Below are 26,114 nucleotides of genomic sequence, written 5' to 3' on the forward strand. Positions count from 1 at the left end.
CGAAAAAGAGCGTCCGGCCGACCGAGTCGCGCCCGGGGCTACTCCGCGGCGCCCCACTGCTCGACGCGCTTCGGGCGGTCCGAGACCGCCATCACGTCGAGGTCGTCGCCCGCGTGGTCGAGCGCCTCCAGCGCCGCCTTCGCGGAGGCGTGCGTCGAGAAGTAGGTGATCTCCTCCTCGACGGCGACCTCCAGCAGGTCGCGCTGGCGCGAGACGATGAGGTCGAGGTCGCCGCGCTTGGCGGCCTCGATCAGGTCCGTCGCCTCGCTCAGCTCGAAGTGCTCGGCGTAGCCGTCGACGAGCGCCTCGCCCGCCTCGGTCCCCGGGTCCGGGAACTCCTCGGCCGAGAGGTCGACGACGGCGGTGCCGGACTCCGGGATCGGCTTCCCGGTGGCGTCCTGCGCCTTGTCGTACGCCTTGCCGAAGGAGGTCGCGGTGCCCATCACCTCGCCGGTGGACTTCATCTCCGGGCCGAGCCGCGGGTCCGAGCCCGGCAGGCGGTCGAAGGGCAGGACGACCTCCTTCACCGAGCGGTGCTCGGGGATCTGCTCGTCGGCGTCGAGGTCGGCGAGCGTCAGGTCGTCGGTCATCACCTTCGCCGCCAGCTTGGCGATGGGGACGCCCGTCGCCTTGGAGACGAACGGGACGGTGCGCGAGGAGCGCGGGTTCGCCTCCAACACGTACACCTCGCTGTCCGCTTCGGGGTCGTCGACGCCCGTCACCGCCAACTGGACGTTGAGCAGGCCGACAGTGTCGAGCGCGCGGGCGATGTCCTCGGTGACCTCGCGGACCCGCCCGAGGGTCTCGTCGCCGAGCGAGCGCGGCGGGATCATGCACGCGGAGTCGCCCGAGTGGACGCCCGCGCTCTCGACGTGTTCCATCACGCCGCCGAGCAGCACGTCCTCGCCGTCCGCCACGGCGTCGACGTCCAGTTCGACCGCGTCGTCGAGGAACTGGTCGACTAAGATCGGCTTGTCGGGCGAGACGCGGACCGCCTCCTCGATGTACTCCTCTAACTCCGCGTCGTCCTCGACGACCCGCATCGCGCGCCCGCCGAGCACGTAGGAGGGGCGCACTAAGACCGGGTAGCCGATCTCGTGGGCCAGCTCCAGCGCCTCCGCCTCGCTCGTCGCGGTGCCGCCCTCGGGCTGGGCGATCCCCAGCTCGTCCATCAGGACGTTGAAGCGGTCGCGGTCCTCGGCGAGGTCCATCGCCTCGACGCTCGTGCCCATGATCTCGCAGTCGAGCCCGCGGCGCTCGATCTCCGCTTCGAGGGGTTCGCCAACGTTGACGGAGGTCTGCCCGCCGAACTGGACCATCACGCCGTCGGCGCCGGTCGTCTCGATCACGTCGGCGACCTCCTCGGCGGAGATGGGCTCGAAGAACAGCCCGTCGGAGGTGTCGTAGTCGGTCGAGACCGTCTCCGGGTTGTTGTTGATCACGTGCGCGTCGATGCCCAGCTCGCGGAGCGCGCGCACCGCGTGGACCGCGCAGTAGTCGAACTCGACGCCCTGCCCGATGCGGATCGGCCCGCCGCCGACGACCACGACGCTCTCGACGTCGGGGTCGACGCGGACCTCGTTCGCCGCGCCAGCGGTGTCGGCGCCCTGAAGGAACTCCGGCAGGCGCGCGGAGTAGTAGTACGGGGTCGAGGCCTCGAACTCGCCCGCGCAGGTGTCGACCTGCTTGTAGGTGCGGTCGGGGACCGAACTCTCGACTTGCCCCACGTCGGCGTCGACGCCCCCGGCGGCCGCGACAGAGGCGATCTCCGCGTCGGTGCGGCCGACCATCGCGGCCTCGGTGAAGTCACCCTCGGCGGCCGCGGCGGTGCCCTCGGCGATGTTCTCGAAGCGCTCGACGTACCAGCGGTGGATGCCCGTCAGGTCGATGACCTCGTCGACCGAGTAGCCGCGGTCGAACGCCTCGAACATCGCGTACGGGCGGTCCGGGCTCGGCCGTTCGAGGTACTCCGATTCGAGGGTCGCGTCGTCGACCGTTTCGAAGTCGACCGCGGGGTCGTACTCCGAGGAGCGGAGCGCCTTCACCATGCTCTCCTCGAAGGTGCGGCCGATCGACATCGCCTCGCCGGTGGACTTCATCGCGGTGCCGAGCTCGAAGTCCACGTCGTCGAACTTGTCGATGGGCCAGCGCGGCACCTTCGTCACCACGTAGTCGATGGCGGGCTCGAAGGCCGCAGTCGTCTCCCCGGTGATCTCGTTGTCGATCTCGTGGAGCCGCTTGCCCAGCGCGACCTTCGCCGTGACGCGGGCGATCGGGTACCCGGTCGCCTTCGACGCGAGCGCCGAGGAGCGCGAGACGCGCGGGTTCACCTCGACGACGCGGTACTCGCCGCCGGGGGTGCCGTCGTCGTGCCACGCGAACTGGATGTTACAGCCGCCCTGGATGCCCAGGTCGCGGATCACTTCGAGCGCCGCGTCCCGCATCTCCTGGTGACCGTCGTCGGGGATCACCTGCGACGGCGTGACGACCGTCGACTCGCCGGTGTGGATCCCCATCGGGTCGATGTTCTCCATGTTACAGATGATGATACAGGAGTCGTCGGCGTCCCGCATCACCTCGTACTCCAGTTCGACCCAGCCCGCGATGGACTCCGTGATCAGCACCTCGCTGTTGCGCGAGAGGCGGAGCCCCTTGCGGACGCGCTCGACCAGTTCCTCGAACTCGTCGACGACGCCCGAGCCGGAGCCGCCGAGGGTGTACGTCGTCCGCGCGATGACGGGGAGACCGCCCACCGCGTCGACCGCCTCCTGGACGCGCTCGCGGAAGGCCGCCTCGTCGAAGTCGGTGACCGACTCGTCGTCGTCCAAGGAGATGGTGGTCGACTTCGGCACCGGCTGTCCGAGGCCCTCCATCCGCTGGCGGAACAGGTCGCGGTCCTCCGTCGCGTAGATGGTGTCCAGCGGCGTCCCCATCACCTCGACGTCGTGTTCCTCCAAGATTCCCTCCTCTGCGAGTTCGGCGGTGACGTTGAGCCCGGTCTGCCCGCCGAGCCCCGCGATGACGCCGTCCGGCTCCTCGATGCGGATGACCTCCGCGATGGCCTCGGGCGTGATCGGCTCGATGTACACCCGGTCGGCCGTCTCGGGGTCGGTCATGATCGTGGCGGGGTTCGAGTTCACCAGGACGACGCGGGCGCCCTCCTCCTGGAGGGCGCGACACGCCTGCGCCCCGGAGTAGTCGAACTCGGCCGCCTGTCCGATCTGAATCGGTCCGCTGCCGATAAGGAGAATCGTCCGGTCCTCGCTCATTACGCGGACGGAATACGCTCATCGTAATAAGGTCGGCGGTAGAGTACGAATCTCGCAACAAGTTTGCGATTTTCGCAAGCTACATCCTACCACGGTGGTCGGTACGATACCACACGATCTTCTCGTCGACTCGCCGTCCCGGTGCGCTGAGGCGTCCACCACAAGGGGTTTACCGAGATGTCGGAAATTCGGTGAGTGACATGCGCTGTTCCCGCCGCAGTGCCCTCCGACTGCTCGGCGTCGCCGGCGCCACCGCCGCCACGGCCGGCTGTCTCAACGCCGGCGACCTCGACGCGTACTCCCTCATCGCGGACGAACTGGACCTGTCGTCGATCGAGCGCCCGTACCTGTGGCCGGACCCGACCGAAATCGACGCGGTGACCCGCGTCGACTTCGCGACCGAGGCGAAGGCCGCCTGGCTCTCGGAGCTGTTCGACACGGGCAGCGTGACTGTCAGACAGTGGCCCCTGGTCGGCCGCGACCGGTGGGGGACCGAGACGCGACCGCGCCCGACGTTCCTCCGCCGCGACGGCACCTTCTACGAGGTCGACATCGTCGACGAACGGATCCGCCGACGCGATCGGTGGCACTTCGCGCTCGAACGAGTCGACGAGGCACCGCCGGAGGACGCGACGCTCGACGGGCCGCCGTTCGGCCTCTCCGACCAAGACGAACGCGTACTGAACGCGGCGCTCGACGCGGTCTACGCGGGTCACGACGGCTTCCTCGGCGACCCCGAGTTCGACGAGCTTCAGACCGTCGAGTTCCACCACGGGCTCGACGCGGACGCCAGCGACCTCGTCCCGTCACCGTCGTTCGACTTCGTGGAGTACGAAGACGAGTACTTCCGAGCGGTCGCCGAGCGTCGGTCCGTCGACGTTCCGGAGTGGACGTACGCGATCACCGAGATCAGCGATTCTCGGAGCGAGTTCACGGCGCACGCGCGCGACGCCATCGTCGAACGGGACGTGGACGACGCCGGACTCTCGGAGGCCGCAGCCGGCGTCTTGGACGACGCCATCGCCGAGGAGCCGCGTCGCTACGAGGAAGGGGCACCGCCGTCGGCGGAACTGACCGAGGCCCTCGACGCGCTCGCCATCGCGGACGACCTCGAACCGATCGACAGCTACGACGAGCGCGTCGACTTCCGGAACGTCGTCGTCGAGTTCCGAGACGACGTCTACCGGTTCGATCTGATAGTCTCGCCGTAGGAGAGGAGGTCGGACGACCGTCGGCTCATCGCCCCGAGCGGCGGGCCGCGGAAGCTCAGCCTCGCGCGGGGACGGCGCTCAGGCCTTGAGCCGGTATCGGTACGGCTGCCCCGCGATGACCTCGACCTCGCCGCGCTCGGCTCGCCGCCCGAGCACCGTGGCGACCCGGTGCGGGCTGCCGATCTCCTCGCACTCGTCGCACTCCTCGACGAGCGCCAGGATCTCCCGCGCCGTCAGCGGCTCGTCGGCCTCGGCGAGGACGCCGCGGATCCGCTCGTACCGGTCGTATTCACCGGCGCTCATACGTCTTACGTACGGTCTCCGAACATATAGGGTTCAGTGAGACAGAAGTCGGACGGTTGTCTGACAGCGGGCGCGAGACGCCCGCTAGCCGGCCTTTCGACGGAGTTCCGGTGGGCGTTCGGAACGGCCGTCGACCCGGGATCAGGCGTACGGGTCCTCGGCCTCGAGGTCGCGCTCCGCGCGGTACTGCTCGACGAACTCGCTCACGTCGAACTCGACCATCTCCCGCTCGAACGCCGACAGCGCCTCGTCGTCGTCCGCGTGGCTCACGGCGTGTTCCATCAGTTCGACGACCAGCTCGACGACGATCTCGTGGAGCCGGCGGGAGTCGAACTCGGTGACCCACACCATCGCGTACCCGACGTCCGCGTTCTCGCTGGCGTCGTGCGCGACGACCGCCTCGGGGAACTCCTCCAGGACGACGCCGAGCAGGTGCGGCGTGTCGAACTCGGGCATCTCCTCGCTGGTGGTGTCGATCGCCTCGCGGAGGACCTCGACGAGGAAGTCCGGGAGGAAGCGCTCGGGCGGGTGAACGTCCATCACGACCGCGTGCGTCTCGCCGCAGGCGCACTCGTACTCGCGCATCCCGAGGTCAAGTTCGCCGACGCCGACCGTCTCCCCGCAGGGTAGCTCCAGCGCGTTCTCGTCGCCGCCGGGGACGCGGGGCTGGGACATGCCTCCGCTTGGTCGCTGTCGAGGTTAAAAGGAGCGGAACGGGTCGGTCGCTACTCGACGTGCTCGGATTCGGCCTCGGCGTCCTCGCCGTCGCCGTCCCCGGCCGCGCCCTCGTCGGCTTCGTCCTCGTCGCCGCCGTGCGTCTCCACCTCTGCCTCGACCTCGATCTCGATCCCGTTGGCCTCGTAGGTCGCTTCGAGCATCTCGGCGTCCTCGCGTTCGACCTCCAGTTCGTTCCGGTCGACCTCCACCTCGACCTCCACGTCGACGGTCACGTCGTCGGACATATCGGTCTCCCCTTCGAGGCCGGCACGCAAAAACGGTCGGTCGCGGCGGGCAGCGCGGTCCGCGGCCCCGCGACTCAGGCGGTCACTGGAAGCCGATCCGGCCGCCGGTGTCGCGGAGCGACTCGCCGCCGCCGCCCTTGAACTGCTCTCTCACGTCCTCGTAGTACGCGAGGATGTCCTCGTTGATGGTCGGGCGAACCGACTCCATCGCGCGCCGGAAGTGCTTCATCTCCACCTCCTCGGCGTCGTCGTCGTCGCGAAGCGCCTCGATGGCGGCCTCGCGGGCGATCCCCTCCAGGTCGGAGCCGACGTAGCCGTCGGTGATCTCGGCGACCTCGCGGAGGCTCACGTCGGGCGCGAGCGGCGTGTCCCGGGTGTGGATGTCGAGGATCTGCTCGCGGCCCTCCTGGTCCGGCTGGCCGATCATCACGAGCCGGTCGAACCGGCCCGAGCGCAGCAGCGCGGGGTCGATCATGTCCGGTCGGTTGGTCGCCCCGATGACCATCACGTCGCCCATGTCCTCGAGCCCGTCGAGCTCGGTGAGGAGCTGGTTGACGACGCGTTCGGAGACGTTGTTCCCCATCTCCTGGCCGCGAGAGGGCGCGAGGCTGTCGAGCTCGTCGAAGAAGATGATCGTCGGGCTCACCTGCCGGGCCTTCCGGAAGGTCTGTCTGATCGCCTTCTCGGACTCGCCGACCCACTTCGAGAGCAGCTGCGGCCCCCGCACCGAGATGAAGTTCGCGTTCGTCTCGTTGGCGACGGCCTTCGCCATCAGCGTCTTCCCGGTGCCGGGCGGGCCGTACAGCAGCACGCCCTTCGGCGCGTCGACGCCCATCCTGTCGAACTTCTCCGGCGACGTGAGCGGCCACTCGACGGACTCTTGGACCTGCTGTTTGGCGTCTTCGAGCCCGCCGACGTTGTCCCACGAGATCTTCGGGAGCTCGACGAGCACTTCCCGCATCGCCGAGGGCTCCACCTCGTTGAGCGCGCCCGAGAAGTCGTCGCGCTTGACGATCATCCGGTCGATGAGGCTCGGGGGCACCTCCTCCTCGTCTAAGTCGATCTCGGGGAGGTACCGGCGCAGCGCCTTCATCGCGGCCTCCTTGGTGAGGCTCTCGATGTCGGCGCCGACGAAGCCGTGCGTCTCGTCGGCGAGGTGGTCTAAGCTCACGTCGTCCGACAGCGGCATGCCGCGGGTGTGGATCTGGAGGATCTCCTTGCGGCCCACCTCGTCGGGGACGCCGATCTCGATCTCGCGGTCGAACCGGCCGGGCCGGCGCAGCGCGGGGTCGACGCTGTCGACGCGGTTCGTCGCCCCGATGACGATCACCTGCCCGCGGGTCTCTAACCCGTCCATCATCGTCAGCAGCTGGGCGACGACGCGGCGCTCGACCTCGCCGGTCACGTCCTCGCGCTTCGGCGCGATGGAGTCCAGCTCGTCGATGAAGATGATCGAGGGGGACTCCTCTTTCGCGTCCTCGAAGATCTCCCTGAGCTGCTGTTCGGACTCGCCGTAGTACTTCGAGATGATCTCCGGCCCGGCGATCGAGAAGAACGACGCCGAGGTCTCGTTGGCGACGGCCTTCGCGAGCAGCGTCTTCCCGGTGCCGGGCGGGCCGTGGAGCAGGACGCCCTGCGGCGGCTCGATCCCGAGCTTCGAGAAGATCTGGGGGTGTTTCATCGGCAGCTCGACCATCTCGCGGACGCGCTGGATCTCCGACTGGAGGCCGCCGATGTCCTCGTAGGTGATCCCGCCGCCGGTCTTCTCGAAGCCGGAGATCGGTTCCTCGCGAAGCTCGACCTCCGTGTCCTCGGTGATGAGACAGACGCCGTCGGGCTCCGTCTCGACCGCGATCAGCGGGATCGCCTGCCCGGGCGACCGCATGAACGGGTGGTTCGTCGAGGACATCACCGGCACGATGTCGCGCTCGACGACCGGGCGCTTGAGGATCTGCCGTTTGACCATGCCGGCGGCGTCGGAGCCGAACTGGACCGACGCCTCCTCGGGCGGGGCCAGCACCAGCTTGTCGGCCTTCTCGGCCTCCGCCTTCCGGATGGTGACGCGCTCGCCGATGCCGACGTCCGCGTTCTGCCGCGTGAACCCGTCCACGCGAACGGTGTCGGTGTTCCAGTCTTGGCGGTCGGCGCGCCAGACCTTCGCAGCGGTCGTCTCCGCGCCCTCGATCTCGATGATGTCGCCGGGCGAGAGCTTCAGGTGGAGCAGGGTGTCGGGGTCGAGTCGGGCGATGCCGCGCCCCGAGTCGTTCGGGTACGCCTTCGCCACTTCGAGTTGGACTTCGTTCATGATTCCTCGCGGGGGATGATAGTATCTGGATCCGGTCCGGGAATAAGCCTGTTGCCCGTGTCCGGCCCGCCGATTCCTCCGGTCCGATCGGCGGCCGCGATTGGCTGTGTGATCATATAGCACGGTACGGAGTCCGGTCATAAAACCCCGTCGTAAGCGTGCGTTTTCGCCGTGGACTCGCGGTCGCTCGTATCGGACGGTTCTCGGCCGCTCGCCGCGGCGTGCGCGCCGAGCGCTCTGCCGCTACCGCGGGCCGAGAACGATTTCGGGGGCGAAAACCGTGACCCCGAGCAGCCCCGTCAACAGGAGGACCGCGGCGACGCGAACCCACCCCGCCAACCGGCGACGCTCCGCCGGCAGGGACTCGGCGACCCCCGACAGCGCGAATCCGACCGCCATGACGAGCGCGTTGATCGCGGTGACGCCGCGGAGGACGCCGAAGTAGACGTAGATGCTCGCCATGAGGAGCGAGGAGGCGAACATCGCGTACGCGTTGAGTCCGCCGGACGGTTCGCTGAAGACGACTTCGCTGATTCTGGAGGGCACGGTACGAACCGATCGCTCGGCGACGCTGATAGGGTTGGTGAAATGATGGGTGTCCGACCAGACGTTCCTCGCGCTTCCGCCCTGTGTGCGGACTCTCCGGCGACTATCGTCACCACGCACGTATCACCAGCCTATACGCTCGACGGAGCCGTCGATCCGGAGGTATTTGTCCGGCAGTCGCCTCGGAGGAGCCATGCGAACGCTCGTCTTCGACGGTCGGACCGGCGCCGCCGGCGACATGATCTGCGCCGCGCTGATCGCGGCCGGCGCCGACCCCGCGGTCCTCGACCCCGTGCGCGACGCTCTCCCCGTCCGGTACGAGGTCGGCGAGACTGAGAAGAACGGGATCCGCGCGACGACCGTCGACGTCCTCGTCGACAGGCACGGCGCGGGGGATGCGGATTCGGATCACGACCACGCTCACGGTCACGGCCACACTCACGACCACGGCCACGATCACGACCACGCTCACAGTCACGGCGACGACCACAGTTACGGTCATGACCACGACCACGATCACGGCCACGAGACGGACGCCTCTCGGGACGAGACCCACGCCGAGGGCGCGGGCGTCCACCGCTCCTACCGCGAGGTGGTCGACCTCGTCGAGTCGATGGGCCTCCCGGACGCGGTCGAGTCGACCGCGCTCGACGCATTCGAGCTGCTCGGGCGCGCGGAGGCGTCGGTCCACGGGATCGACCTCGACGAGACGCACTTCCACGAGGTGGGCGCCGACGACGCGATCGCCGACGTGGTCGGCGCGGCGCTGCTGCTCGCCGACCTCGACCCGGAGCGCGTGGTCACCACACCGGTCGCCGCCGGCGGGGGCACGGTCGAGATGAGCCACGGGACGTACCCGGTCCCGGCCCCGGCGACGACCGAGGTCGCGACCCGTTCGGACTTCCGAATCGTCGGCGGCCCGGTCGATCGGGAACTGCTCACGCCCACGGGCGCGGCGATCCTCGGCGCGGTCGCCGAGGGCGTCGACGCCGTCCCCGATCTCGCCGTCGAGCGCGCGGGCTACGGCGCCGGCGACGCCGACTTCGAGCCCCACCCGAACGTCCTGCGCGCGCTCGTCGGCGACGGGGGACGGGCGGAGAGCGAGACCGACCGGGGGCGGACCGTGGGCGGCGGGCTCGTTCGCGACGACATCGCGGTCCTCGAAACGAACCTCGACGACGCCGCGCCGGAGGTCCTCGGCGGGCTTCAGGAGACGCTCGAACGCGCCGGCGCGCGAGACGTGACGATCGTCCCGACGACGATGAAGAAGTCCCGCCCGGGTCACCTCGTGAAGGTCATCTGTAAGCCGGCGGACGTCGAGGCGGTCGCCGAGCGGCTTGCCCGCGAGACGGGGACGCTGGGCGTGCGCCAGTCCGGGGCGAGCCACCGCTGGATCGCGGAACGGGAGTTCGAGACGGCGACGCTCCGGGTCGACGGCGCCGACCACGAGGTGACCGTGAAGGTCGCCTCGACGACGGACGGAGAGGTCTACGACGTCAGCGGGGAGTACGACGAGGCGGCCGCGGTCGCGGGGGCGACGGGCCTCCCGATCCGCGAGGTGCTCCGGCGCGCGGAGGCCGCGGTGCGGGAGCGGCTCGCCGACGAGTAGCAGGTGGCCGGCCTCGCGACCGGCCCGTCAGTCGGGCGGGTCGACGCGCTCGACGCGCTCGGGGTCGACGCCGAAGCCGTCGGCGAGGCGCTCGCGGACGCGGTCGGCGACGACCTCTTCGGGGGCGCCGAACTCCGCCCGTGAGACCGCCTCCTCGTCGACCGCGAGGGTGGCGACCGCCTCGACCGTGGTGTCGTTGAGGCCGGGCCGGAGGCCGGCGATCTCGATCTCCTCGACGCGGAGGCCGTCGATTCGCTCGATCTGTGCTCTGGCGCCGGCGACGAGGTCGCCGGTGGCCGCCTGCGAGACGCGGACGGTCACCGTGGCCTCGACCGACGGCGTGTGGATGGCTGCCGCCATACGCCCTCGCCGCGAGTCGAACGCGGCGCGGCCGGTCGCCGTCTCGGGCCGCGACCCGAGAGGCGACCGGTCCGCGTCCTCGAACGCCGCGGCGGCGACGACGGGGGTCGCCGGCGGCGGCGCTCGCGAGGGTGACGGTCGTCCGACTCGACGCGCGCGACGGACAGCGGCGGCTGGAGAGAACGGGGTGCGGTCCGTCCCGCGGGGAAACCTCCCCAGCCGACGCGCGTCACGCGGTCGGGCGGACGGACCGTGGGGTCGGAATCCCGTAGCCGGTCCCGATCCACCCGAGGAACGCGACGCTCGCGGACCGCACGAGCGTCGAGCGGGTGGAACGGGTCATGGTCGGGATCCGCGGCGCGGGGTGCGCCGTCGTTCACCTCCAGTGTCGGTTTTGTATTAAAATTATGTTAGTTACGCGACCACATGCCACGGTGCGTTCGACCCGAGAGCCGCCGAGAATCCGCCGGAGCGGACGCACGCGTTCGGTTCCGTCGACGACGAGACGACAGGCCTATGCCGACCGCCCGACCAGTTGCGCGTAAGCAGTCACCGCCATGATCGAGCGCATTCACACGTCGGACGTCGAACCGGACGCGGACGAGGTCGCCATCGCCGGCCACGTCCACGAGATCCGCGACCTTGGGGGCCTCGTCTTCCTCATCGTGCGCGACCGCGAGGGGCTCATCCAGATCGTCTTCAAGGAGGAGCGCGAGCCGGAGCTGTTCGAGGCCGTCCAAGACGTGGGCGCCGAGGACGTTGTCCGCGTCGTCGGCGAGCCGCTGGAGAGCGACCAGGCGCCCGGCGGCGTCGAGATCGCGCCCACCGAGTACGAGGTCATCGACGAGGCCGACTCCCCGCTCCCGCTGGAGATCTCGAAGGACATCGAGGTCGACCTCTCGACCCGGCTCGACAACCGCGCGCTCGACCTCCGGAAGCCGGAGACGCTCGCGGTGTTCACTCTCCGTTCCGAGCTCATCACCGCGATGGAGGAGTGGTTCGAAGACGAGGGGTACGTCGACATCAAGACGCCGCTGATCTCGAAGGGCGGCGCCGAGGGCGGCGCGGAGCTGTTCCCGATCCTCTACTACAACCAGGACGCGTTCCTCTCGCAGAGCCCCCAGCTGTACAAGCAGATGCTGATGGCCTCGGGCTACGAGGCCGTCTACGAGACCGGCACGGCGTTCCGCGCCGAGGACTTCGCGACCTCCCGCCACGTCTCCGAGATCGCGATGTTCGACGTGGAGCTGGCGTACATCGACGACCACGACGACGTGATGGACGTCCAGGAGGAGTCGCTCCGCTACGCGCTCAGCGAGGTCGCCGAGAACGCCGAGCGCGAGCTCGACCTCCTCGACGTCGACCTGGAGGTCCCCGAGGACGACTTCCCGCGGATCACCTTCGACGAGGCGCTCGACATCCTCGAAACCGAGTTCGGGCACTTCCCGGACGACCCGACCGACCTCGACACGAAGGGGGAGAAGCTCCTCGGCGAGCACTTCGAGGAACAGGGCCACCCCGCGTTCTTCGTCGTCGGCTACCCCGACGAGAAGTTCTACTACATGCAGGACGTGCCGGAGGACGACATCGCCTCCCGGAAGTTCGACCTCATCTACAAGGGCCAGGAGCTCTCCTCGGGCGGGCAGCGCGAGCACGATGTCGAGCGCATGGTCGAAGTGATGGAGGAGGAGGGCGTCGAGACGAGCAACTTCGAGTTCTACATCGAGGCGCTGAGCTACGGCACGCCCCCGCACGGCGGCTACGGGCTCGGCATCGACCGCCTCGTCCAGAAGGTCGCCGACCTCGACAACATCAAGGAGGCGATCATGTTCCCGCGCGACCCGAACCGGCTGGAGCCGTAGGCGGCGCGACCCTTCCGGTCCGGTCTGGGTTTGGTCTGCGTTCGGTCCGCGTTTGATCCGAGGTCGGTTCGCACCGCGGTCGTGACGGTCCGACCATCGAATAGGCGGATCTCCCTTCTCCTCCCCGGCCGCGCGAGCGAGTTCGACTTCGCCGCGCAAGCGACTTCTCCCTCGGTCGACGCGAGGGTTCTTTTATAAGTACACACTGAGTACGGGTGGATTCTGTCTTCAGGGCCTCTATTCTCTGTTTAACCGGATTAAATCGGGCGAAACTCGGCTGAACGGCTTGCGTCATTAAAGGGTATCGGGGCCCGAGGCCGAGTCGCAATGAACGCACTCCGAACGACGCTGCTCGTGGCGCTTGCCACGGTTGTACTGATCGGGACCGGCGCGGCCGCCGGTGCCGTCGCGGCGACGCCCGGCCCGGACAACGCCTCCGGCGACGCGGGGCCGCCGAGCGACCTCCCGGACCAGGTGCCCGACTTCGTCGGCGGCATCCTCGACAGCGTGAACGAGTTCCTCGACGGCGGCGTCGACGACCTCGGCGAGACCGTGAGCGACATCGCCGGGAACGGCGCCGGCGAAGGCGACGCGGACGACGGAACGGACGCCGACGGGGGTGCGTAACGTGACGGACCGCAAGCCCGACCTCGACGCGCTCGACCGCCGGACCTATCTTCAGGCGACCGGCGCCGCGGCGCTCGGTGCGGCCGGCCTCGCCGGCTGCGTCGGCCGCGCGACCGGGACGCTCGCGACGCAGGTCACGGACCAGCCGGCGGACATCGACGACTTCGAGTCGCTCGTCGTCACCGTCGAGGGGTTCTGGCTCGGGCCGGAGGGCGCCGAGTCGGACGACGAGGACGGCAACGAGACCGACACCGGCGACGACGCGGACGGAGGCGACGACGCGGACGCCGGCGGCAACGAAACCGACGACGCGGACGCCGGCGGCAACGAAACCGACGACGGGGACGACGGCGAGGCGGGCCGCGAGTACTTCGAGTTCGACGAGCCGCAGGAGGCGGACCTCGTCGAGCTCCAGAACGGCGAGACCCAGCTGATCGACGAGCGCGAGCTCCAGACGGGCGAGTACCCGTACCTCCAGCTGGACGTGTCGTCGGCCGACGGGACGCTCACCGACGGGAGCGACGCGACCGTCGACCTCCCGGGCAACGCGCCCCTGAAGTTCAACGAGTCGTTCGAGATCCGCGAGAACACGCGGACGACGTTCACCGCGGACTTCGCGCCGGTGCTCCGGGGGAACGGCCGCTACCTCCTCCGGCCGGTGCCGAGCGGCATCGAGGTCGAGTACGAGGAGTCGAGCGAGTCCGACGGGAGCGATTCGGGCGGCGACAACGAGACCGCCGACGCGTAGCAACGCCGCGGTCCCCCGGTCCCCCGTTGGAGCAGCGGTCGCGATCCGGTCGCTCGCACGCGCGAGCGCGGACCGCGCCGCGGCTTCGGGGTCAGGGCTGGGTCGGTTCCCGGGATTCGGGGACCGGGGGAATGCGCGCGCCGCTGCGGTCGGTGCCCGACTCGAGGCATCTCGTCGCCGTCAGAGGCACACGACCCGCACGGATCGTCCGCGCGACGACGCGCACGGACGGTCTTCGCTTTCTCCGATCCGTTCATCCGACCGCTCTCGGGGCGGCGCCGCTCTCTATCTAGTCAGGCGGCCGTCGCGTCCGACCGCACGAACGTCCGGTACAGCGGGCCGGCGAGCACCAGCGCGCCGACGCCCGCCATCCCGAGGATCATCGCGGGGTCGACGAGCGACCCGCCGCCCGCCGCGAGGCGGTCGAGCGAGACGCCGACAGCGACCCCGCAGAGGACCCACGGCAGCTCGCCGAGCGCGGTTCCGAAAATGAACGGTCGGGCTCCGACCCCCGCGGCCGCGGCGCCGACCGTCACCGCGTCTGAGGGGAGCGGCAGGAGGCGGGTCCCGGTCACGGCGCGCACGCCGCCGGACTCAGCCGCGAAGCGCTCGCCGGCGCGACAGAACCGCGCTGCGACGCCCGAGTCCTCGACCGTCTCGGGGTCGCTCCCGAGCCTGAGCCGCCCCGCCCGAGCGAGCGCGTACGGGGGCACGGCGGTGCCGACCACGAGCGCGAGCGCGAACGGCGTCCCGACCCAGCCGTATCCGAACCCGACGACGACGGCGAGGAGCGTCGTCGGCCACGCGAGGAGGGGTCTGACGGCGGCCAGCACGACCACGGCGGCGCCGAAGCGGATCGGATCGGTCGCCAGCCAGCGGAGCCGCGAGAGCGCTGCCTCGGGGGAGACTGCGAGCGCGACCGCCGCGAGCGCGGCGACGGCGATCCCGGCGACCGCGTACCGACCGACCGTGGTCCGGCGATTCACGCTCTCGCGTCCGCGGGCGTCCGGTAAACGCTTTGTGGGTGCGTTCGCTCGGGGGTCGCCGGCGCGACCGCGCCGGTCACGACAGCTTGCCGAGCGCCTCGAAGAAGTCGGAGGGCGGCCCCGCGATCCGTATCGGGGGCGCGGCGCGCTCGACGGTCACCTCGACCGGCCCGTCGAGGGACTCGGTGTCGCGGCCGTCGCTGACGACCGTCGCTCCCGCGTCGTTCTCGACGGCGACGGTGACCGTCGCGTCGGCGTCCACCACGAGCGGCGGCATCCCCTCGTCCGCGACCATCTCGTTGACGACCAGTCCCCCGACCTCGGGGTGGACCAGCGGGCCGCGCTCGGAGAGGTTGTACGCCGTCGACCCGGTCGGCGTGGCCACGAGGACCCCGTCCGCGTGGCCGCCGGCGTACCGCGAGCCGTCGACGCGCACCTCGTAGTCGATCCCGCCGCCCGGCCCGCGGCGCTCGCCCTGGACGACCACCTCGTTCGCCGCCGGCGTCGACGTCCAGTCGCCGGCGCTGGCCGCGAGCCGCGGGGCCTCGCGGACGTCTAAGCCGCCGTTGCGAAACGCCCGGATCTCGGCGCGGAGCGCCGTCGCCGCGTCCCCCGGCTGGACGGCGTTGAGAAAGCCGACCTCGCCGAGGTTCACGCCGACGATCGGGGTGTCGCCGGCGTTGCGCGCGACGAACAGGAACGTCCCGTCGCCGCCGACCGCGACGACCAGGTCGCAGTCGTCGAACGCGCCGACCGGTCGGGCGTCGTCGCCGGCGTCGAGGGCTGCGGCGGTCTCCTCGTCGAGCCAGACGCTCTCGTCCGCGTCGACGACGACGTCCCGAAGGGTCGCCGCGAGCGACGCCGCCCGCTCGCTGCCCTTCCGCGCCACGATGCCCACTTCCATGGCAGTCCCATCCCGATCCCCGGATAAAAGCGTGCGGACATCGGGCGGCTCCGCCGGGTTCCGGGACTCCGGCGCCCGCCGGAAAGTTTCAAGCCGCTCGACCGCGTTGCTCGGGCCATGTCGACCCCCCACGGGCGGCGAAAACGATGAGCGAGGAGGACGACTGGTTCGAGCGCGCGCTACGCGAGACCGACGAGGAGTCCGACGAGCGGCCGGTGGGCGACGCGGAGGGCGGATCCGGTGACGACGAGAGAGCGGCGGAAATCGACTCCGCGAACGGCGATTCGGAGGGCGGCGACTCCGAGTCCGCGGCGACCGACTACGACGACCCGGCGGCCGAGCTCGGCGACTTGGGCGGCGGCGCCGACTCCGATTCGGAGTCCGGGGATGGGGGCGAGGAGGTGGGCACGGACACGGACGAGGCGGGCGCCGCGGCCGACGACGGCGATCCGTTCGGCGGCAATGCCGGAGGTGGCGGTGACGCCGGGGACGACGACGACCCGTTCGGCGGGGCCGTCGGCGGAGACGGCGAGTTCGGGGGCGAAGGACAGGGAGGCCCCTCGGCGGACGACGGCGTGCCGGCCGACGCGTTCGGCGACCCTGACGCGGACGAGGGGTTCGACTCCTTCGGCGGGGACGACCCCTTCGGCGGCGGCGGCGGGACCGACGCGGACGGCGCCCCCGAGAGCAACTCCGCCGCGGGGACTGACACCGGCTCCGGCGGCGGAGACCCGTTCGGCGCGGACGACCCCTTCGGCGGGAGTCGGAGAGGAGGCGGAGGCGGCGGATCGAGCGGCGCGGGCGGCGGCGGCGCGGAGGGCGGGGGCGACCCCTTCGGCGGCTACCGCGGCGCCGCGAGCGCCGGCGACGACGACTTCGGGTTCGGCGACCTCGGGGGCGACGCGGACGCCGGCGGCCCGCCCGACTTCGACATCGACCCCGACGAGTTCGAGTCGGAGATCGCGCGGACCGACATCGGGATCGAGGGCCTCGACGACATGATCCTCGGCGGGGTCCCCAAGCGGTCGCTGCTGTCAGTCATCGGCGGCGCGGGGACCGGGAAGACGACGTTCGCGCTCCAGTTTCTCAACAGCGCGCTCGAATCGGGCGGGAAGGCGATCTACATCACCCTGGAACAGACCCGCGAGTCGATCTTCGACACCGCGACCGAGAAGGGGTGGTCGTTCCGCGAGTACGCCGACGAGGACCGCCTCGCCGTCGTCGCCATCGACCCCATCGAGATGGCCAACTCCCTGTCGTCGATCCGCAACGACCTCGTCCGGCTCATCTCCGAGTTCGACGCCGACCGGTTGGTGCTCGACTCTGTCTCTCTCTTGGAGATGATGTACGACCACCCGGCGAAGCGCCGGTCGGAGGTGTTCGGGTTCACGCGCTCGCTGAAGGAGTCGGGCGTCACCACGCTGCTCACCTCCGAGGCGAGCGAGGAGACCCCGTACGCCTCGCGGCACGGGATCGTGGAGTACCTCACGGACGCCGTCTTCGTCCTCCAGTACGTCCGAGGGTCGGACTTCCGCGAGACGCGGCTGGCCGTCGAGATCCAGAAGATCCGCGACGCGAACCACTCCCGCGAGACGAAGCCGTACGACATCACGGACACCGGCATCTCGGTGTACGACCAGGCGAACATCTTCTGAGCGGGCGGAACGACGCGATGTTTAAATCGGCGTGCGTCACAGCGGCGATTATTTTCAAACGAACGCTGTGCGGTGGCGCGTGCCGGTGAGCGCCGCAACGCGGCGCGAACCGCACGCGCGAGGGACGCGGCGAGCGCGAGCGGCGTAGCCGCGAAGCGTGAGCCGCGAGGCTGGGGAGGCGTGAGGTGCGGGGCGGTGCTGTCCAGGGCGGGACTCAAAGGGGCAGCCAAGAGGCGGGCGCAGGCGACACAAGCACCGCAACGAGGGAGCGAACGAAGTGAGCGACTGAGTGAGGAGCGCAGCGAGCGTGCGCCCGCCTCTTGGCTGGGGCTTTGGAGTGTCAACCCTCGATCCACAATCTGCTATTTATAAACGAGCGGCCGGGAATTTGGAGGTATTCAAGCGTCAGAATCGGGAGATTGCGGCTCACGGATTGTTCGCCGCAGGAATGCACCGTCCGGGAATTGAACCCGGGCTATTAGCTTGGGAAGCTAATGTCCTACCACTGGACCAACGGTGCTCGACTGCTGCTACCCGACCGTGCCACTTGAACGTAGCGTTTCGGCGGACGCCGGCCGGCTCCGAGCCGCGGTGCCGCGAGCCACACGCTTAAGCCCTCACCGACGCAGGCACGCTCATGACCGACGACGCAGCAGACGCGACGCGACCCGAGGCGGCCGCGGCGATCGACCGCGTCCGCGAGCGCGCGGCCGAGTTCGCCCCCGCCCTCGGCGCGACCTGGACCGACGACGAGCCGTGGCGCTTCCTCACCGACCTCACGGCGATCGGAAGTCGCATGGCCGGGAGCGAGGGCGAGCGCCGGGCGGCGGGCCTCGTCGCTAACGCCTTCGAGCGAGCGGGGCTCGCGGACGTGCGCACGGAGCCGTTCGACCTCCCGGCCTGGGAGCGCGGGTCGGCGTCGCTCGACGTGACCGTCTCGGGCCGCGACGGCGAGCCGGCGACGCGCTCGTTCGAGGCACTGGCGCTCCCGTACTCGCCGTCGGGGAGCGTCTCAGGCGAACTCGTCGACGTGGGCTACGGCACCCCCGCGGAGATCGACGAGCGCGACGTCGAGGGCCGGATCGCGGTCGCGTCGACGACCACGCCCTCCGGCGGCCGGTTCGTCCACCGCATGGAGAAGTTCGGCTACGCGATCGACTCGGGCGCCGTCGGGTTCGTGTTCGTCAACCACCTCGACGGCCAGCTGCCCCCCACTGGGTCGCTCACGTTCGGCGAGGAGGCCGAGGCCGTCGCGGTCGGCGTCTCGAAGGAGACCGGCGCGTGGCTCCGCGAGTACGCGGTCGGCGGCGCGAACGCCCCAGTCGGCGGCGGAGACGACGTCGCGCGCGCCGAGCTGTCGGTGGAGGCGTCGACGACGCCCGGCGAGAGCCGGAACGTCCTCGGGAGCGCCGGCCCGGACACCGACGAGCGGGTCCTCCTGCTCGCCCACTACGACGCCCACGACATCGCGGAGGGCGCGCTCGACAACGGCTGCGGCATCGCGACGGTCGCGACCGCGGCCGACATCCTGGCGGACGCCGACCTCCCTGTCGGCGTCGACGTCGTCGCGGTGGGCGCCGAGGAGGTGGGGCTGCTCGGGGCGGAGCACCTCGCGGACCGGGTGGACCTCGACCGGGTGAAGGGCGTGGTCAACGTCGACGGAGCCGGGCGGTTCCGTGACCTCGTCGCGCTCGCGCACGCCTCCACCGCGGCCGCGTCGGTCGCGGAGGCGGTGTCGGCCGCGACGCGGCAGCCCATCGAGGTCGACGCGCAACCGCACCCGTTCTCCGACCAGTGGCCGTTCGTGCGCCGCGGCGTGCCGGCGCTCCAGCTCCACAGCGACTCGGGCGACCGCGGGCGAGGCTGGGGGCACACGCACGCGGACACGCGGGACAAGGTGGACGACAGGAACGTCCGCGAACACGCGATGCTGATCGCGCTGCTCGTCGCCGAGTTCGCGGCGCCCGAACGCGACCTCCCGCGGCTGGACCGCGACGAGCTCGCGGCCGCGTTCCGCGAGGCCGACTTCGAGACGGGGATGCGCGCCGCCGACCTCTGGCCGGCCGACTGGGACTGATCGAAGGGCTCGGACGGGTCTGCCGACCGTTCACTCCAGGTCCGCGTCCGGCGTCGGCGCGGGAAGCCGCTTGTGCGCCGACGCGCGGTGACGCCCGAGCAGGTCCGCGACGAGTTCGCGGTCGACCGCGCCGAGGTCGGCGCCGGTCCCGGCGTCGGCCGCGGCAGGTTCGCCCTCCGTGAGCGCCGCCGCGATCCGCTCGACGACGGACTCGGGACTGAGCCCGCGGTCAACGCCGAGGTGGAGGACCGGGTCGATGACCTCGTACGGCGCGCCTAGGTCGTCCGCGTCGCGCTGGCCCGGGAGGAAGCCGGCCCTCGGCGCCTTCTCGACGACGAACTCCGGCACGTCGAGCTCGCTCGCGAGCGCCCGCACGTCGGTCTTGTAGAGGTGGCCCAGCGGGAACAGGTCGGCCGCGCAGTCGCCGTGTTTCGTCAGGTAACCGAGCAGGAGTTCGCTCCGGTTCGCCGTGCCGCAGACGAGGCGGTCCGTCGCGTTCGCGGCGAGGTAGGCGACGGCCATCCGGAGGCGCGCGACGGCGTTGCCGGACCGGACCGGCTCGTCGTGGAGGTCGAAGCGGTCCGGGACGACGGCGCCGAACTGCGCGAACAGCGGCTGGAGGTGGGCCGTGTCGTGGTCGATCCCCAGCGCCTCGGCGAGCGCCTCGGCGTCGCGGGCGTGCGGCGCGCCGATCTTGTTACACGGGAGGATCAGCCCGTACACGCGGTCTGCGCCGAGCGCCTCGACCGCGAGCGCGGCCGTCACCGTCGAGTCGAGCCCGCCGCTCATATTCACGACCACGCCATCGGCGCCCGCGGCGTCGACCCGGTCGGCCACGAACGACCTGATTCGGTCGCGTTCGAGCGCGGGGTCCCGGTCCGGGAGCACCGAGGCGGGGAGAGGCCGGCCAGCGGCCGCTTCGCCGTCGCCTGACGCTGTCGCTCCCTCCGAGCGGTCGACGGCGGCCTCGTCCGGATCGAACGCCGACTCGCGATCAGCCATCTTCCCCTCCGCCGGCCGTCCGCCCACTCCGCTTCGTCCGCCCGCGGGAGCGTCCGGCGCCTCGGCGCGGAGCCCGGACGCGTCTCTGCGAGCGATCGCGGGCGTCGCATTGGAATGTCATTCGTCGACCGCCGCTTCCGGTCGCGCTGGTAAATACTTGCGGTGTAGATAATATAAGGAACTGGTACTGTTGTTAGTTCCTCGTGAGAATGAAAGCAGAGAAACCACATACGCAATCAATTACAAACGAGATATTTTCAAATAATCGAATATGGTGTCTGTCGATAGGGTCTCTGGTTGATACATGAATTCTTGTATCCGGGAATAGTTCTTGTTATTGTAGAAATAGCGCAGATAATCACATCTCCAACCATATAATGTCGTTATACACGAACATTTATTAGTCGCATCTGGTTCGGTCTGACCATGTCGAAGATCCAGTTGAGTTCGAGTCAGGAACGCGTGCTCACCGCGCTCGTGAACCTCTCCGAGAGTCGGGAGGCGCCGGTACAGGGCCGCGAGATCGCGGACGCGATCGACCGCAACGCGGGGACGGTGCGGAACCGGATGGGGAGCCTCAGCACCCTCGGCCTCGTCGAGGGCGTCGCCGGGCCGGACGGCGGCTACATCCCGACCGACGAGGCGTACGACGCGCTCGGCATCGAGCGCCTGGAGGACGCCGCGACGACGCCGGTCGAGCGCGAGGGCGACCCGGTCGAGGACGTCACCGTCGCGGAGATCGACCTGTCGAGCGTCGCGAACCCGGAACTGTGCCGCGCCGAGCTCGTGATCCGCGGCCCGGTCGGCCCCTTCGACGCGGGCGACCACGTGACGGTCGGGCCGACGCCGGCCACCGGGCTGCGGCTCTCCGGCGTCGTCGATGCGACGAACGTCGACGGCAACAGCCTCCTGGTCCGCGTCGACGGCATGGAGACTCCGACGGGCGGGTCGGCCGCCTGAACGGCCGGTCAGCGGCCGCGGTCAGTCCGGCTCGACCGCAGAGAACAGCCTGTCGCTGACCGCGCCGGTGGCGGACGCGGCGTGTCGCGCGTCCCGGTGCCGCTCGCCGAAGGCGATCCGCGCGCTCTCCGCGGCCTCGCGGTCGACCGCGAACGAGACGTCGGGGTAGGTCACGTCCCACAGCACGAGCGGCTCGGGTGGCGCGGGACCGATACCGCGGTCGCCCGGTATCGGCTCGGCGTCGAGCAGCCGGTCGATCCACACGAGGTCGGCGGTTCCGCGACCGACCGCGCGGGCCGCGGCGACGACCCGCCGCACGAGCGCCCGCGGGAAGCCGTCCGCCGAGAGCTCGACGACGAGCGTGTCGCCCTCGCGGGTCGCGCCCGCGTCGAGGTCGCGGACCGTCCCCGTCTCGTCGGTCGTCAGGTTGTGGAAGTCGCGTTCGCCGTCGAACCGCGCGAGCGCCTCCAGAAATCGGTCGTCGTCGACCGCGTGCTCGGGGTCTCGCCGCGCGCGGTCCGAGGCGGATTCGGCCCCGGACTCGGGCGCGTAGAGGTGGTACCGGTACGTCCGTCGAACCGCGTCGTGCGTTGCGTGGAACTCGTCACCCACGTCGGCGGCGGCCCAGACTCGGACCGACCCAGGCAAGTGGCCGTTGAACGCGCGGGGCGTGAGCCACGTCGGCGCCTCGAAGGCGACGGTCTGGGCCACCGCCGAGACGCCCGCGTCGGTCCGGCCGGCCGCGGCGTAGCCCGGGGGCGTGGCGTGCGTCGACCCGTCGCCGCGGTCGACGAGGCCGTGGTCCGCGAGCGCCTCGAGGAGCGCGTCCGCGACGGTGCGGGCGTGCGGCTGGCGCTGGAAGCCGGCGTACGCCCGCCCGTCGTACGCGACGCGGAAGGCGCGCGTGACCGTGTCGCGCCCGTTCGACGCGCCCGTCACTGGGCGTCGGACGGCTCGCGGTCGCCCGCCTCGCCGGTGTCCGCCGAGTTCGCCTCGGTCTCGCCGGAGTCGGTCGGGAGCGACCCGACTTCCTCGGGGTCGGCCATCGGGACGGTCACCACCGGCACCGACGCGACGCGGACGACCTTCTCGGTGACGCTGCCGAGGAGGAGCCGGCGGATCCCCCGACGGGTGTGGCTCGGCATGACGACGATGTCGGCGCCGTCGTCGATGGCGTTCTCGATGACCTCCAGGGGGTCGCCGCGGACGACGCTGCCGACCGTCTCGACGCCTCTCGCCTCCAGTTCGGCGGTCACCGCCTCCACCCGTTCCTCGGCCGCGTCCGCCAGCCGGTCCGAGAACACGCCCGTCCGCGGGCCGGCGAGCGTGTCGACGGCGGTGTCGGCCGCGGAGAGGACGTGGACCGTCGCGTCGTACCGCTCGGCGAGGCTGGCCGCGTGCGGGATGGCGTCGTTCGCCTCGCCGCCGGGGGCGACGGGCAGGAGGATGTCGTCGTACATGCGTGGTGACGGAACGCCCACCCGCAAAGTCCTGTCGGCCGGGAAACCGGTCGGCGGGCCGGTCGAGAAGGCACGGTCGGGAAGGCGGGCGGTCAGCGACGGTCTATCGAGGGAGCAGGCGGGCGGCGGTCGAGCGCCGGATGGGTAGGGTTTTCCGGCGGGCGGCCCTCCCCGTGGGTATGGGACGCGACGTGTCCGACCCCGACAACCCGCAGGTAACGCTTCAGACCAACCACGGCGACATCGTCGTCGAGCTGTTCGCCGACCGCGCGCCGCGGACGGTCGAGAACTTCCTCGGCCTGGCGCGACACGACCCCGCAGCGGACGCCGAGCCCGCGCCGGAGACGAACACGTGGGAGGACCCCAAGTCCGGCGAGGTGCGCGGTGACTCGCTGTACGAGGGCAACGTCTTCCACCGCGTCATCGACGACTTCATGATCCAGGGCGGCGACCCGATGGAGAACGGCCGCGGCGGCCCCGGCTACCAGTTCGACGACGAGTTCCACGACGACCTCACCCACGACGGGCCCGGCATCCTCTCGATGGCGAACTCCGGTCCGAACACGAACGGCTCGCAGTTCTTCATCACGCTGGACGCGACCCCGCACCTCGACGGCAAGCACGCCGTCTTCGGGCAGGTCATCGACGGGATGGACGTCGTCGAGGAGATCGGCGCGGTGCCGACCGGCCGCAACGACGACCCCCGCGAGGCCGTCGAGATCGAGCGCGTCGACGTCGACGAGTAGCCCTCGCGGTCGGGCGTCGGACCCCGCCCCGGCGCGGGGAGTTGAGAAGAGTTAAATTGCCCCCGGCGTAATCCTCGATTGCGCTCGGTTGGTGTAGTCCGGCCAATCATGTTGGCCTTTCGGCGGACGCGGCGCCTCGGCGCCGGTTCGGAAGTCAGCCGACGACCAGGGTTCAAATCCCTGACCGAGCATCCATTCTCACCTCGCGAGCGGCGCGTCCGGATCCGCGCGCGGTCCGAAGGGGAAGAATCACCACCGTCGGTGACGGAGGGACGGGCATGAGCGACCGACCCGACGAGTCCGACGGCGACGACAGGCGGTTCGAGACGCGCGCGATCCACGCCGGCCAGGAGCCGGACCCGGAGACCGGCGCGCTGATGACGCCGATCCACGCGAACTCCACCTACGAGCAGGACGCGCCCGGCGACCACCGCGGCTACGAGTACAGCCGGACCGGGAACCCCACTCGGACCGACCTCGAAGCGAACCTCGCCTCGCTGGAGGCGGGCAGCCACGCCCGCTGTTTCTCTTCGGGCATGGGCGCGATCAACACCGTGCTCAACCTGCTCTCGGCGGGCGACCACGTCGTCGCGGGCGACGACGTGTACGGCGGGACCCACCGAATCTTGACGCAGGTGTACGACGAGTACGACATCGACACGACGTTCGTCGACACCACCGACCACGACGCGGTCCGGGCGGCGATGCGCGACGAGACCGAGCTGGTGTGGGTCGAGACGCCGACGAACCCCCTGATGAACGTCAACGACATCGGCGCGCTCGCCGACATCGCCCACGAGGGCGACGCGCTCTGCGCGGTCGACAACACGTTCGCGACCCCGTACCTCCAGCGGCCGCTCGAACACGGCGCCGACATCGTCTCCCAGTCGCTGACGAAGTACCTCGGCGGCCACTCCGACACGATCGGCGGCGCCCTGATCGTCGACGACGAGGAGCTGGACGAACGGCTCGGCTTCTACCAGAACTCCGTCGGCGCGACGCCCGGGCCCTTCGACGCCTTCCTCGTGCTCCGCGGGACGAAGACGCTCCCGGTGCGGATGGACCGCCACTGCGAGAACGCGATGGCGCTCGCCGAGTGGCTGGAGGGCCACGACGCGGTCGACCGCGTCTACTACCCCGGGCTGGAGTCGCACCCGGACCACGAACTGGCGGCCGAACAGATGGACGACTTCGGCGGCATGCTCTCGTTCGAACTCGACGGCACCCTCGAAGAGGCGTCGACCGTCGTGAGCGAGACCGAGGTGTTCACGCTGGCGGAGTCGCTGGGCGGCGTCGAGAGCCTGATCGAGCAGCCGGCGGCGATGACCCACGCCGCCATCCCGCGCGAGGAGCGGCTCGCCGCCGGGCTCACCGACGGCCTCATCCGCGTGTCCGTGGGGATCGAACACGTCGACGACATGAAGGCGGACCTTCAGGCGGCGTTCGACGCGGCGCTGTCGTAGTCCGTCCGCCCGCCGGCCCGGGCTCCGGGCCGCTCCATGGCACGCTCGGTTCGCGGCCGGACGACTGGTACCATTTTTGTCGCCGCCGCCGAGACTGCCTCCATGAGCGATCCAGACGTCCTGGTGCTTCGACAGACGATCCACGGGCTCGGCCCCGACGAACTGGCGGCGGCGATCCGCGAGCGGCTCCCCGACGCCGAGGTGGCGCGGGCGCGGACGCCGGCGGAGGAGCGGGAGCTGATCCGGACCGCGCGGGTCGCCGTCGGACTCACCATCGACGAACACCTGCTCTCGGTCGCCGACGACCTGGAGCTGTTCGCCTGCGTGTTCGCGGGGACGGGCCATCTGCCGCGGGACCTGCTCGCGGACCACGGCGTCGCCGTGACGAACGCCTCGGGCGTCCACGGACCGAACATCGCCGAACACGTAATCGGCTCGATGATCGCGCACGCGCGGCAGTTCCACCGGGCGTACCGCCAGCAGTCCCGCCGCGAGTGGCGCACCTACGAGACGACGGAGGTGTACGGCTCGACGGTCGCCGTCGTCGGACTCGGCGCCATCGGGCGGTCCGTCGTCGACCGCCTGGAGTCGTTCGACGTCGACACGGTCGGGGTGCGCTACACCCCGGAGAAGGGCGGTCCGACCGACGAGGTGTACGGCTTCGACGAGTTCCACGACGCCGTCACCGACGCCGAGTACGTCGTGTTGGCGTGTCCGCTCACGGAGACGACGCGGGGGCTGGTCGACGCGGACGCGCTCCGGACGATGCGGCCCGACGCCGTCCTCGTCAACATCGCGCGCGGGCCGATCGTCGACACCGACGCGCTGGTGACGGAGCTCCGGAACAACCGGATCCGCGGCGCGGCGCTGGACGTCACGGACCCGGAGCCGCTTCCGGAGGACCACCCGCTGTGGGGGCTGTCGAACGCGACGATCACGCCGCACAACGCCGGCCACACGCCGGAGTACTACGAGCGCGTCGCCGACATCCTCGCGGACAACGTCGCGCGGCTGGACGCCGGCGACGACCTGCGCAACCGCGTGGTCTGAAGCGCCGTC

At 70.5% G+C, this 26,114-nt stretch carries 23 protein-coding genes and 2 tRNA genes; 12 read left to right on the forward strand and 13 right to left on the reverse strand.

From position 1 onward, the window contains the following. Positions 1-38 precede the first annotated feature (38 nt). Positions 39-3,269: a carbamoyl-phosphate synthase large subunit gene (gene carB / locus HPS36_RS12685; RefSeq protein ID WP_173230424.1), complete on the reverse strand. Its 3,231-nt coding sequence runs from the start codon at positions 3,267-3,269 to the stop codon at positions 39-41. 200 nt (positions 3,270-3,469) lie between these two features. On the opposite strand from carB, the gene HPS36_RS12690 reads away from it, so the two are divergent. Then, on the forward strand, positions 3,470-4,480 hold the full coding sequence (locus HPS36_RS12690; RefSeq protein WP_173230425.1) for a hypothetical protein: 1,011 nt from the start codon (positions 3,470-3,472) through the stop codon (positions 4,478-4,480). Positions 4,481-4,558: 78 nt separating this feature from the next. Here the strand turns inward: HPS36_RS12690 and HPS36_RS12695 are convergent, their stop codons facing one another. From HPS36_RS12695 to HPS36_RS12715, 5 genes are all read right to left on the reverse strand, one after another. Beyond that, positions 4,559-4,783, reverse strand: a complete 225-nt coding sequence (locus HPS36_RS12695; RefSeq protein ID WP_121564246.1) for a hypothetical protein — start codon at positions 4,781-4,783, stop codon at positions 4,559-4,561. A 141-nt stretch (positions 4,784-4,924) separates the two neighbouring features. Further along, the gene (locus tag HPS36_RS12700) at positions 4,925-5,458 is read right to left on the reverse strand and encodes a DUF5815 family protein (RefSeq protein WP_173230426.1); all 534 of its coding nucleotides are present in this window, start codon (positions 5,456-5,458) and stop codon (positions 4,925-4,927) included. 50 nt (positions 5,459-5,508) lie between these two features. Then, positions 5,509-5,745 carry a hypothetical protein gene (locus tag HPS36_RS12705; RefSeq protein ID WP_173230427.1) on the reverse strand — a complete coding sequence of 79 codons (237 nt, stop codon included), beginning with the start codon at positions 5,743-5,745 and terminating at the stop codon, positions 5,509-5,511. An 82-nt stretch (positions 5,746-5,827) separates the two neighbouring features. Further along, positions 5,828-8,050, reverse strand: a complete 2,223-nt coding sequence (locus HPS36_RS12710; RefSeq protein WP_137716072.1) for a CDC48 family AAA ATPase — start codon at positions 8,048-8,050, stop codon at positions 5,828-5,830. Positions 8,051-8,293: 243 nt separating this feature from the next. Next, positions 8,294-8,596 (reverse strand): hypothetical protein, encoded by a 303-nt coding sequence (locus tag HPS36_RS12715; RefSeq protein WP_173230428.1) that lies wholly within the window; start codon positions 8,594-8,596, stop codon positions 8,294-8,296. A gap of 193 nt (positions 8,597-8,789) precedes the next feature. On the opposite strand from HPS36_RS12715, the gene larC reads away from it, so the two are divergent. Further along, the gene (larC, locus tag HPS36_RS12720) at positions 8,790-10,205 is read left to right on the forward strand and encodes a nickel pincer cofactor biosynthesis protein LarC (protein ID WP_173230429.1); all 1,416 of its coding nucleotides are present in this window, start codon (positions 8,790-8,792) and stop codon (positions 10,203-10,205) included. 27 nt (positions 10,206-10,232) lie between these two features. Here the strand turns inward: larC and HPS36_RS12725 are convergent, their stop codons facing one another. After that, positions 10,233-10,565, reverse strand: coding sequence for a hypothetical protein (locus tag HPS36_RS12725; protein ID WP_173230430.1), 333 nt, complete (start codon positions 10,563-10,565; stop codon positions 10,233-10,235). 557 nt (positions 10,566-11,122) lie between these two features. On the opposite strand from HPS36_RS12725, the gene aspS reads away from it, so the two are divergent. The 3 genes from aspS (at position 11,123) to HPS36_RS12740 (ending at position 13,802) form a co-directional block, all read left to right on the forward strand. Next, entirely contained in the window at positions 11,123-12,427 is a 1,305-nt protein-coding gene (gene aspS / locus HPS36_RS12730; RefSeq protein WP_137716075.1) for an aspartate--tRNA(Asn) ligase, read from the forward strand. Between the two features lie 327 nt (positions 12,428-12,754). Continuing rightward, positions 12,755-13,054 carry a hypothetical protein gene (locus tag HPS36_RS12735; protein ID WP_173230431.1) on the forward strand — a complete coding sequence of 100 codons (300 nt, stop codon included), beginning with the start codon at positions 12,755-12,757 and terminating at the stop codon, positions 13,052-13,054. A 1-nt stretch (position 13,055) separates the two neighbouring features. After that, on the forward strand, positions 13,056-13,802 hold the full coding sequence (locus tag HPS36_RS12740; protein ID WP_173230432.1) for a DUF4382 domain-containing protein: 747 nt from the start codon (positions 13,056-13,058) through the stop codon (positions 13,800-13,802). A 293-nt stretch (positions 13,803-14,095) separates the two neighbouring features. Here HPS36_RS12740 and HPS36_RS12745 read toward each other — a convergent pair whose 3' ends face one another. Both HPS36_RS12745 and HPS36_RS12750 read right to left on the reverse strand, forming a co-directional pair. After that, positions 14,096-14,788, reverse strand: a complete 693-nt coding sequence (locus HPS36_RS12745; RefSeq protein ID WP_173230433.1) for a VTT domain-containing protein — start codon at positions 14,786-14,788, stop codon at positions 14,096-14,098. Between the two features lie 76 nt (positions 14,789-14,864). Beyond that, complete coding sequence (locus HPS36_RS12750; protein ID WP_137716079.1) at positions 14,865-15,692, reverse strand: NAD(+)/NADH kinase; 828 nt, start codon at positions 15,690-15,692, stop codon at positions 14,865-14,867. A 146-nt stretch (positions 15,693-15,838) separates the two neighbouring features. Between HPS36_RS12750 and HPS36_RS12755 the strand changes: the two genes are divergently transcribed. Then, positions 15,839-17,347, forward strand: a complete 1,509-nt coding sequence (locus HPS36_RS12755) for a KaiC domain-containing protein (protein ID WP_173230434.1) — start codon at positions 15,839-15,841, stop codon at positions 17,345-17,347. A gap of 449 nt (positions 17,348-17,796) precedes the next feature. Here HPS36_RS12755 and HPS36_RS12760 read toward each other — a convergent pair. After that, positions 17,797-17,867: transfer RNA gene (locus tag HPS36_RS12760), tRNA-Gly, on the reverse strand. A gap of 117 nt (positions 17,868-17,984) precedes the next feature. Between HPS36_RS12760 and HPS36_RS12765 the strand changes: the two genes are divergently transcribed. Next, the gene (locus HPS36_RS12765; RefSeq protein ID WP_173230435.1) at positions 17,985-19,424 is read left to right on the forward strand and encodes a M28 family peptidase; all 1,440 of its coding nucleotides are present in this window, start codon (positions 17,985-17,987) and stop codon (positions 19,422-19,424) included. A gap of 30 nt (positions 19,425-19,454) precedes the next feature. On the opposite strand, the gene nadE is transcribed toward HPS36_RS12765, so the two are convergent. Then, entirely contained in the window at positions 19,455-20,426 is a 972-nt protein-coding gene (gene nadE, locus HPS36_RS12770; protein WP_173230436.1) for an NAD(+) synthase, read from the reverse strand. A 426-nt stretch (positions 20,427-20,852) separates the two neighbouring features. Here nadE and HPS36_RS12775 point away from each other — a divergent pair, with 426 nt between their 5' ends. Continuing rightward, positions 20,853-21,386 (forward strand): Rrf2 family transcriptional regulator, encoded by a 534-nt coding sequence (locus HPS36_RS12775; protein WP_173230437.1) that lies wholly within the window; start codon positions 20,853-20,855, stop codon positions 21,384-21,386. A gap of 21 nt (positions 21,387-21,407) precedes the next feature. Here HPS36_RS12775 and truA read toward each other — a convergent pair whose 3' ends face one another. Then, the gene (gene truA, locus HPS36_RS12780; RefSeq protein ID WP_173230438.1) at positions 21,408-22,325 is read right to left on the reverse strand and encodes a tRNA pseudouridine(38-40) synthase TruA; all 918 of its coding nucleotides are present in this window, start codon (positions 22,323-22,325) and stop codon (positions 21,408-21,410) included. Further along, entirely contained in the window at positions 22,322-22,846 is a 525-nt protein-coding gene (locus tag HPS36_RS12785) for a universal stress protein (RefSeq protein WP_173230439.1), read from the reverse strand. Before HPS36_RS12785 ends, truA begins: the two co-directional genes overlap by 4 nt. 179 nt (positions 22,847-23,025) lie before the next feature. Here HPS36_RS12785 and HPS36_RS12790 point away from each other — a divergent pair, with 179 nt between their 5' ends. From HPS36_RS12790 to HPS36_RS12805, 4 genes are all read left to right on the forward strand, one after another. Further along, positions 23,026-23,592: a peptidylprolyl isomerase gene (locus tag HPS36_RS12790; RefSeq protein WP_173230440.1), complete on the forward strand. Its 567-nt coding sequence runs from the start codon at positions 23,026-23,028 to the stop codon at positions 23,590-23,592. A gap of 82 nt (positions 23,593-23,674) precedes the next feature. Further along, a tRNA-Glu gene (locus HPS36_RS12795) sits at positions 23,675-23,783 on the forward strand. A gap of 87 nt (positions 23,784-23,870) precedes the next feature. Further along, positions 23,871-25,055, forward strand: coding sequence for a cystathionine gamma-synthase (locus HPS36_RS12800; RefSeq protein ID WP_173230441.1), 1,185 nt, complete (start codon positions 23,871-23,873; stop codon positions 25,053-25,055). Between the two features lie 102 nt (positions 25,056-25,157). Beyond that, complete coding sequence (locus tag HPS36_RS12805) at positions 25,158-26,105, forward strand: D-2-hydroxyacid dehydrogenase (protein WP_173230442.1); 948 nt, start codon at positions 25,158-25,160, stop codon at positions 26,103-26,105. Positions 26,106-26,114: the final 9 nt, after the last annotated feature.

Source organism: Halorubrum salinarum (assembly GCF_013267195.1).
In the GTDB taxonomy this organism is placed as follows: Archaea; Halobacteriota; Halobacteria; order Halobacteriales; family Haloferacaceae; genus Halorubrum; species Halorubrum salinarum.

Coding starts and splice junctions, on each gene's coding strand:
- aspS (WP_137716075.1), top strand. CDS start 11,123: ATGATCGAGCGCATTCACACGTCGGACGTCGAACCGGACGCGGACGAG.
- HPS36_RS12710 (WP_137716072.1), bottom strand. CDS start 8,050: ATGAACGAAGTCCAACTCGAAGTGGCGAAGGCGTACCCGAACGACTCG.
- HPS36_RS12750 (WP_137716079.1), bottom strand. CDS start 15,692: ATGGAAGTGGGCATCGTGGCGCGGAAGGGCAGCGAGCGGGCGGCGTCG.
- HPS36_RS12800 (WP_173230441.1), top strand. CDS start 23,871: ATGAGCGACCGACCCGACGAGTCCGACGGCGACGACAGGCGGTTCGAG.
- HPS36_RS12765 (WP_173230435.1), top strand. CDS start 17,985: ATGACCGACGACGCAGCAGACGCGACGCGACCCGAGGCGGCCGCGGCG.
- HPS36_RS12690 (WP_173230425.1), top strand. CDS start 3,470: ATGCGCTGTTCCCGCCGCAGTGCCCTCCGACTGCTCGGCGTCGCCGGC.
- HPS36_RS12700 (WP_173230426.1), bottom strand. CDS start 5,458: ATGTCCCAGCCCCGCGTCCCCGGCGGCGACGAGAACGCGCTGGAGCTA.
- HPS36_RS12695 (WP_121564246.1), bottom strand. CDS start 4,783: ATGAGCGCCGGTGAATACGACCGGTACGAGCGGATCCGCGGCGTCCTC.
- larC (WP_173230429.1), top strand. CDS start 8,790: ATGCGAACGCTCGTCTTCGACGGTCGGACCGGCGCCGCCGGCGACATG.
- HPS36_RS12785 (WP_173230439.1), bottom strand. CDS start 22,846: ATGTACGACGACATCCTCCTGCCCGTCGCCCCCGGCGGCGAGGCGAAC.
- HPS36_RS12755 (WP_173230434.1), top strand. CDS start 15,839: ATGAGCGAGGAGGACGACTGGTTCGAGCGCGCGCTACGCGAGACCGAC.
- carB (WP_173230424.1), bottom strand. CDS start 3,269: ATGAGCGAGGACCGGACGATTCTCCTTATCGGCAGCGGACCGATTCAG.
- HPS36_RS12790 (WP_173230440.1), top strand. CDS start 23,026: ATGGGACGCGACGTGTCCGACCCCGACAACCCGCAGGTAACGCTTCAG.
- HPS36_RS12805 (WP_173230442.1), top strand. CDS start 25,158: ATGAGCGATCCAGACGTCCTGGTGCTTCGACAGACGATCCACGGGCTC.
- HPS36_RS12735 (WP_173230431.1), top strand. CDS start 12,755: ATGAACGCACTCCGAACGACGCTGCTCGTGGCGCTTGCCACGGTTGTA.
- HPS36_RS12775 (WP_173230437.1), top strand. CDS start 20,853: ATGTCGAAGATCCAGTTGAGTTCGAGTCAGGAACGCGTGCTCACCGCG.
- HPS36_RS12725 (WP_173230430.1), bottom strand. CDS start 10,565: ATGGCGGCAGCCATCCACACGCCGTCGGTCGAGGCCACGGTGACCGTC.
- nadE (WP_173230436.1), bottom strand. CDS start 20,426: ATGGCTGATCGCGAGTCGGCGTTCGATCCGGACGAGGCCGCCGTCGAC.
- HPS36_RS12705 (WP_173230427.1), bottom strand. CDS start 5,745: ATGTCCGACGACGTGACCGTCGACGTGGAGGTCGAGGTGGAGGTCGAC.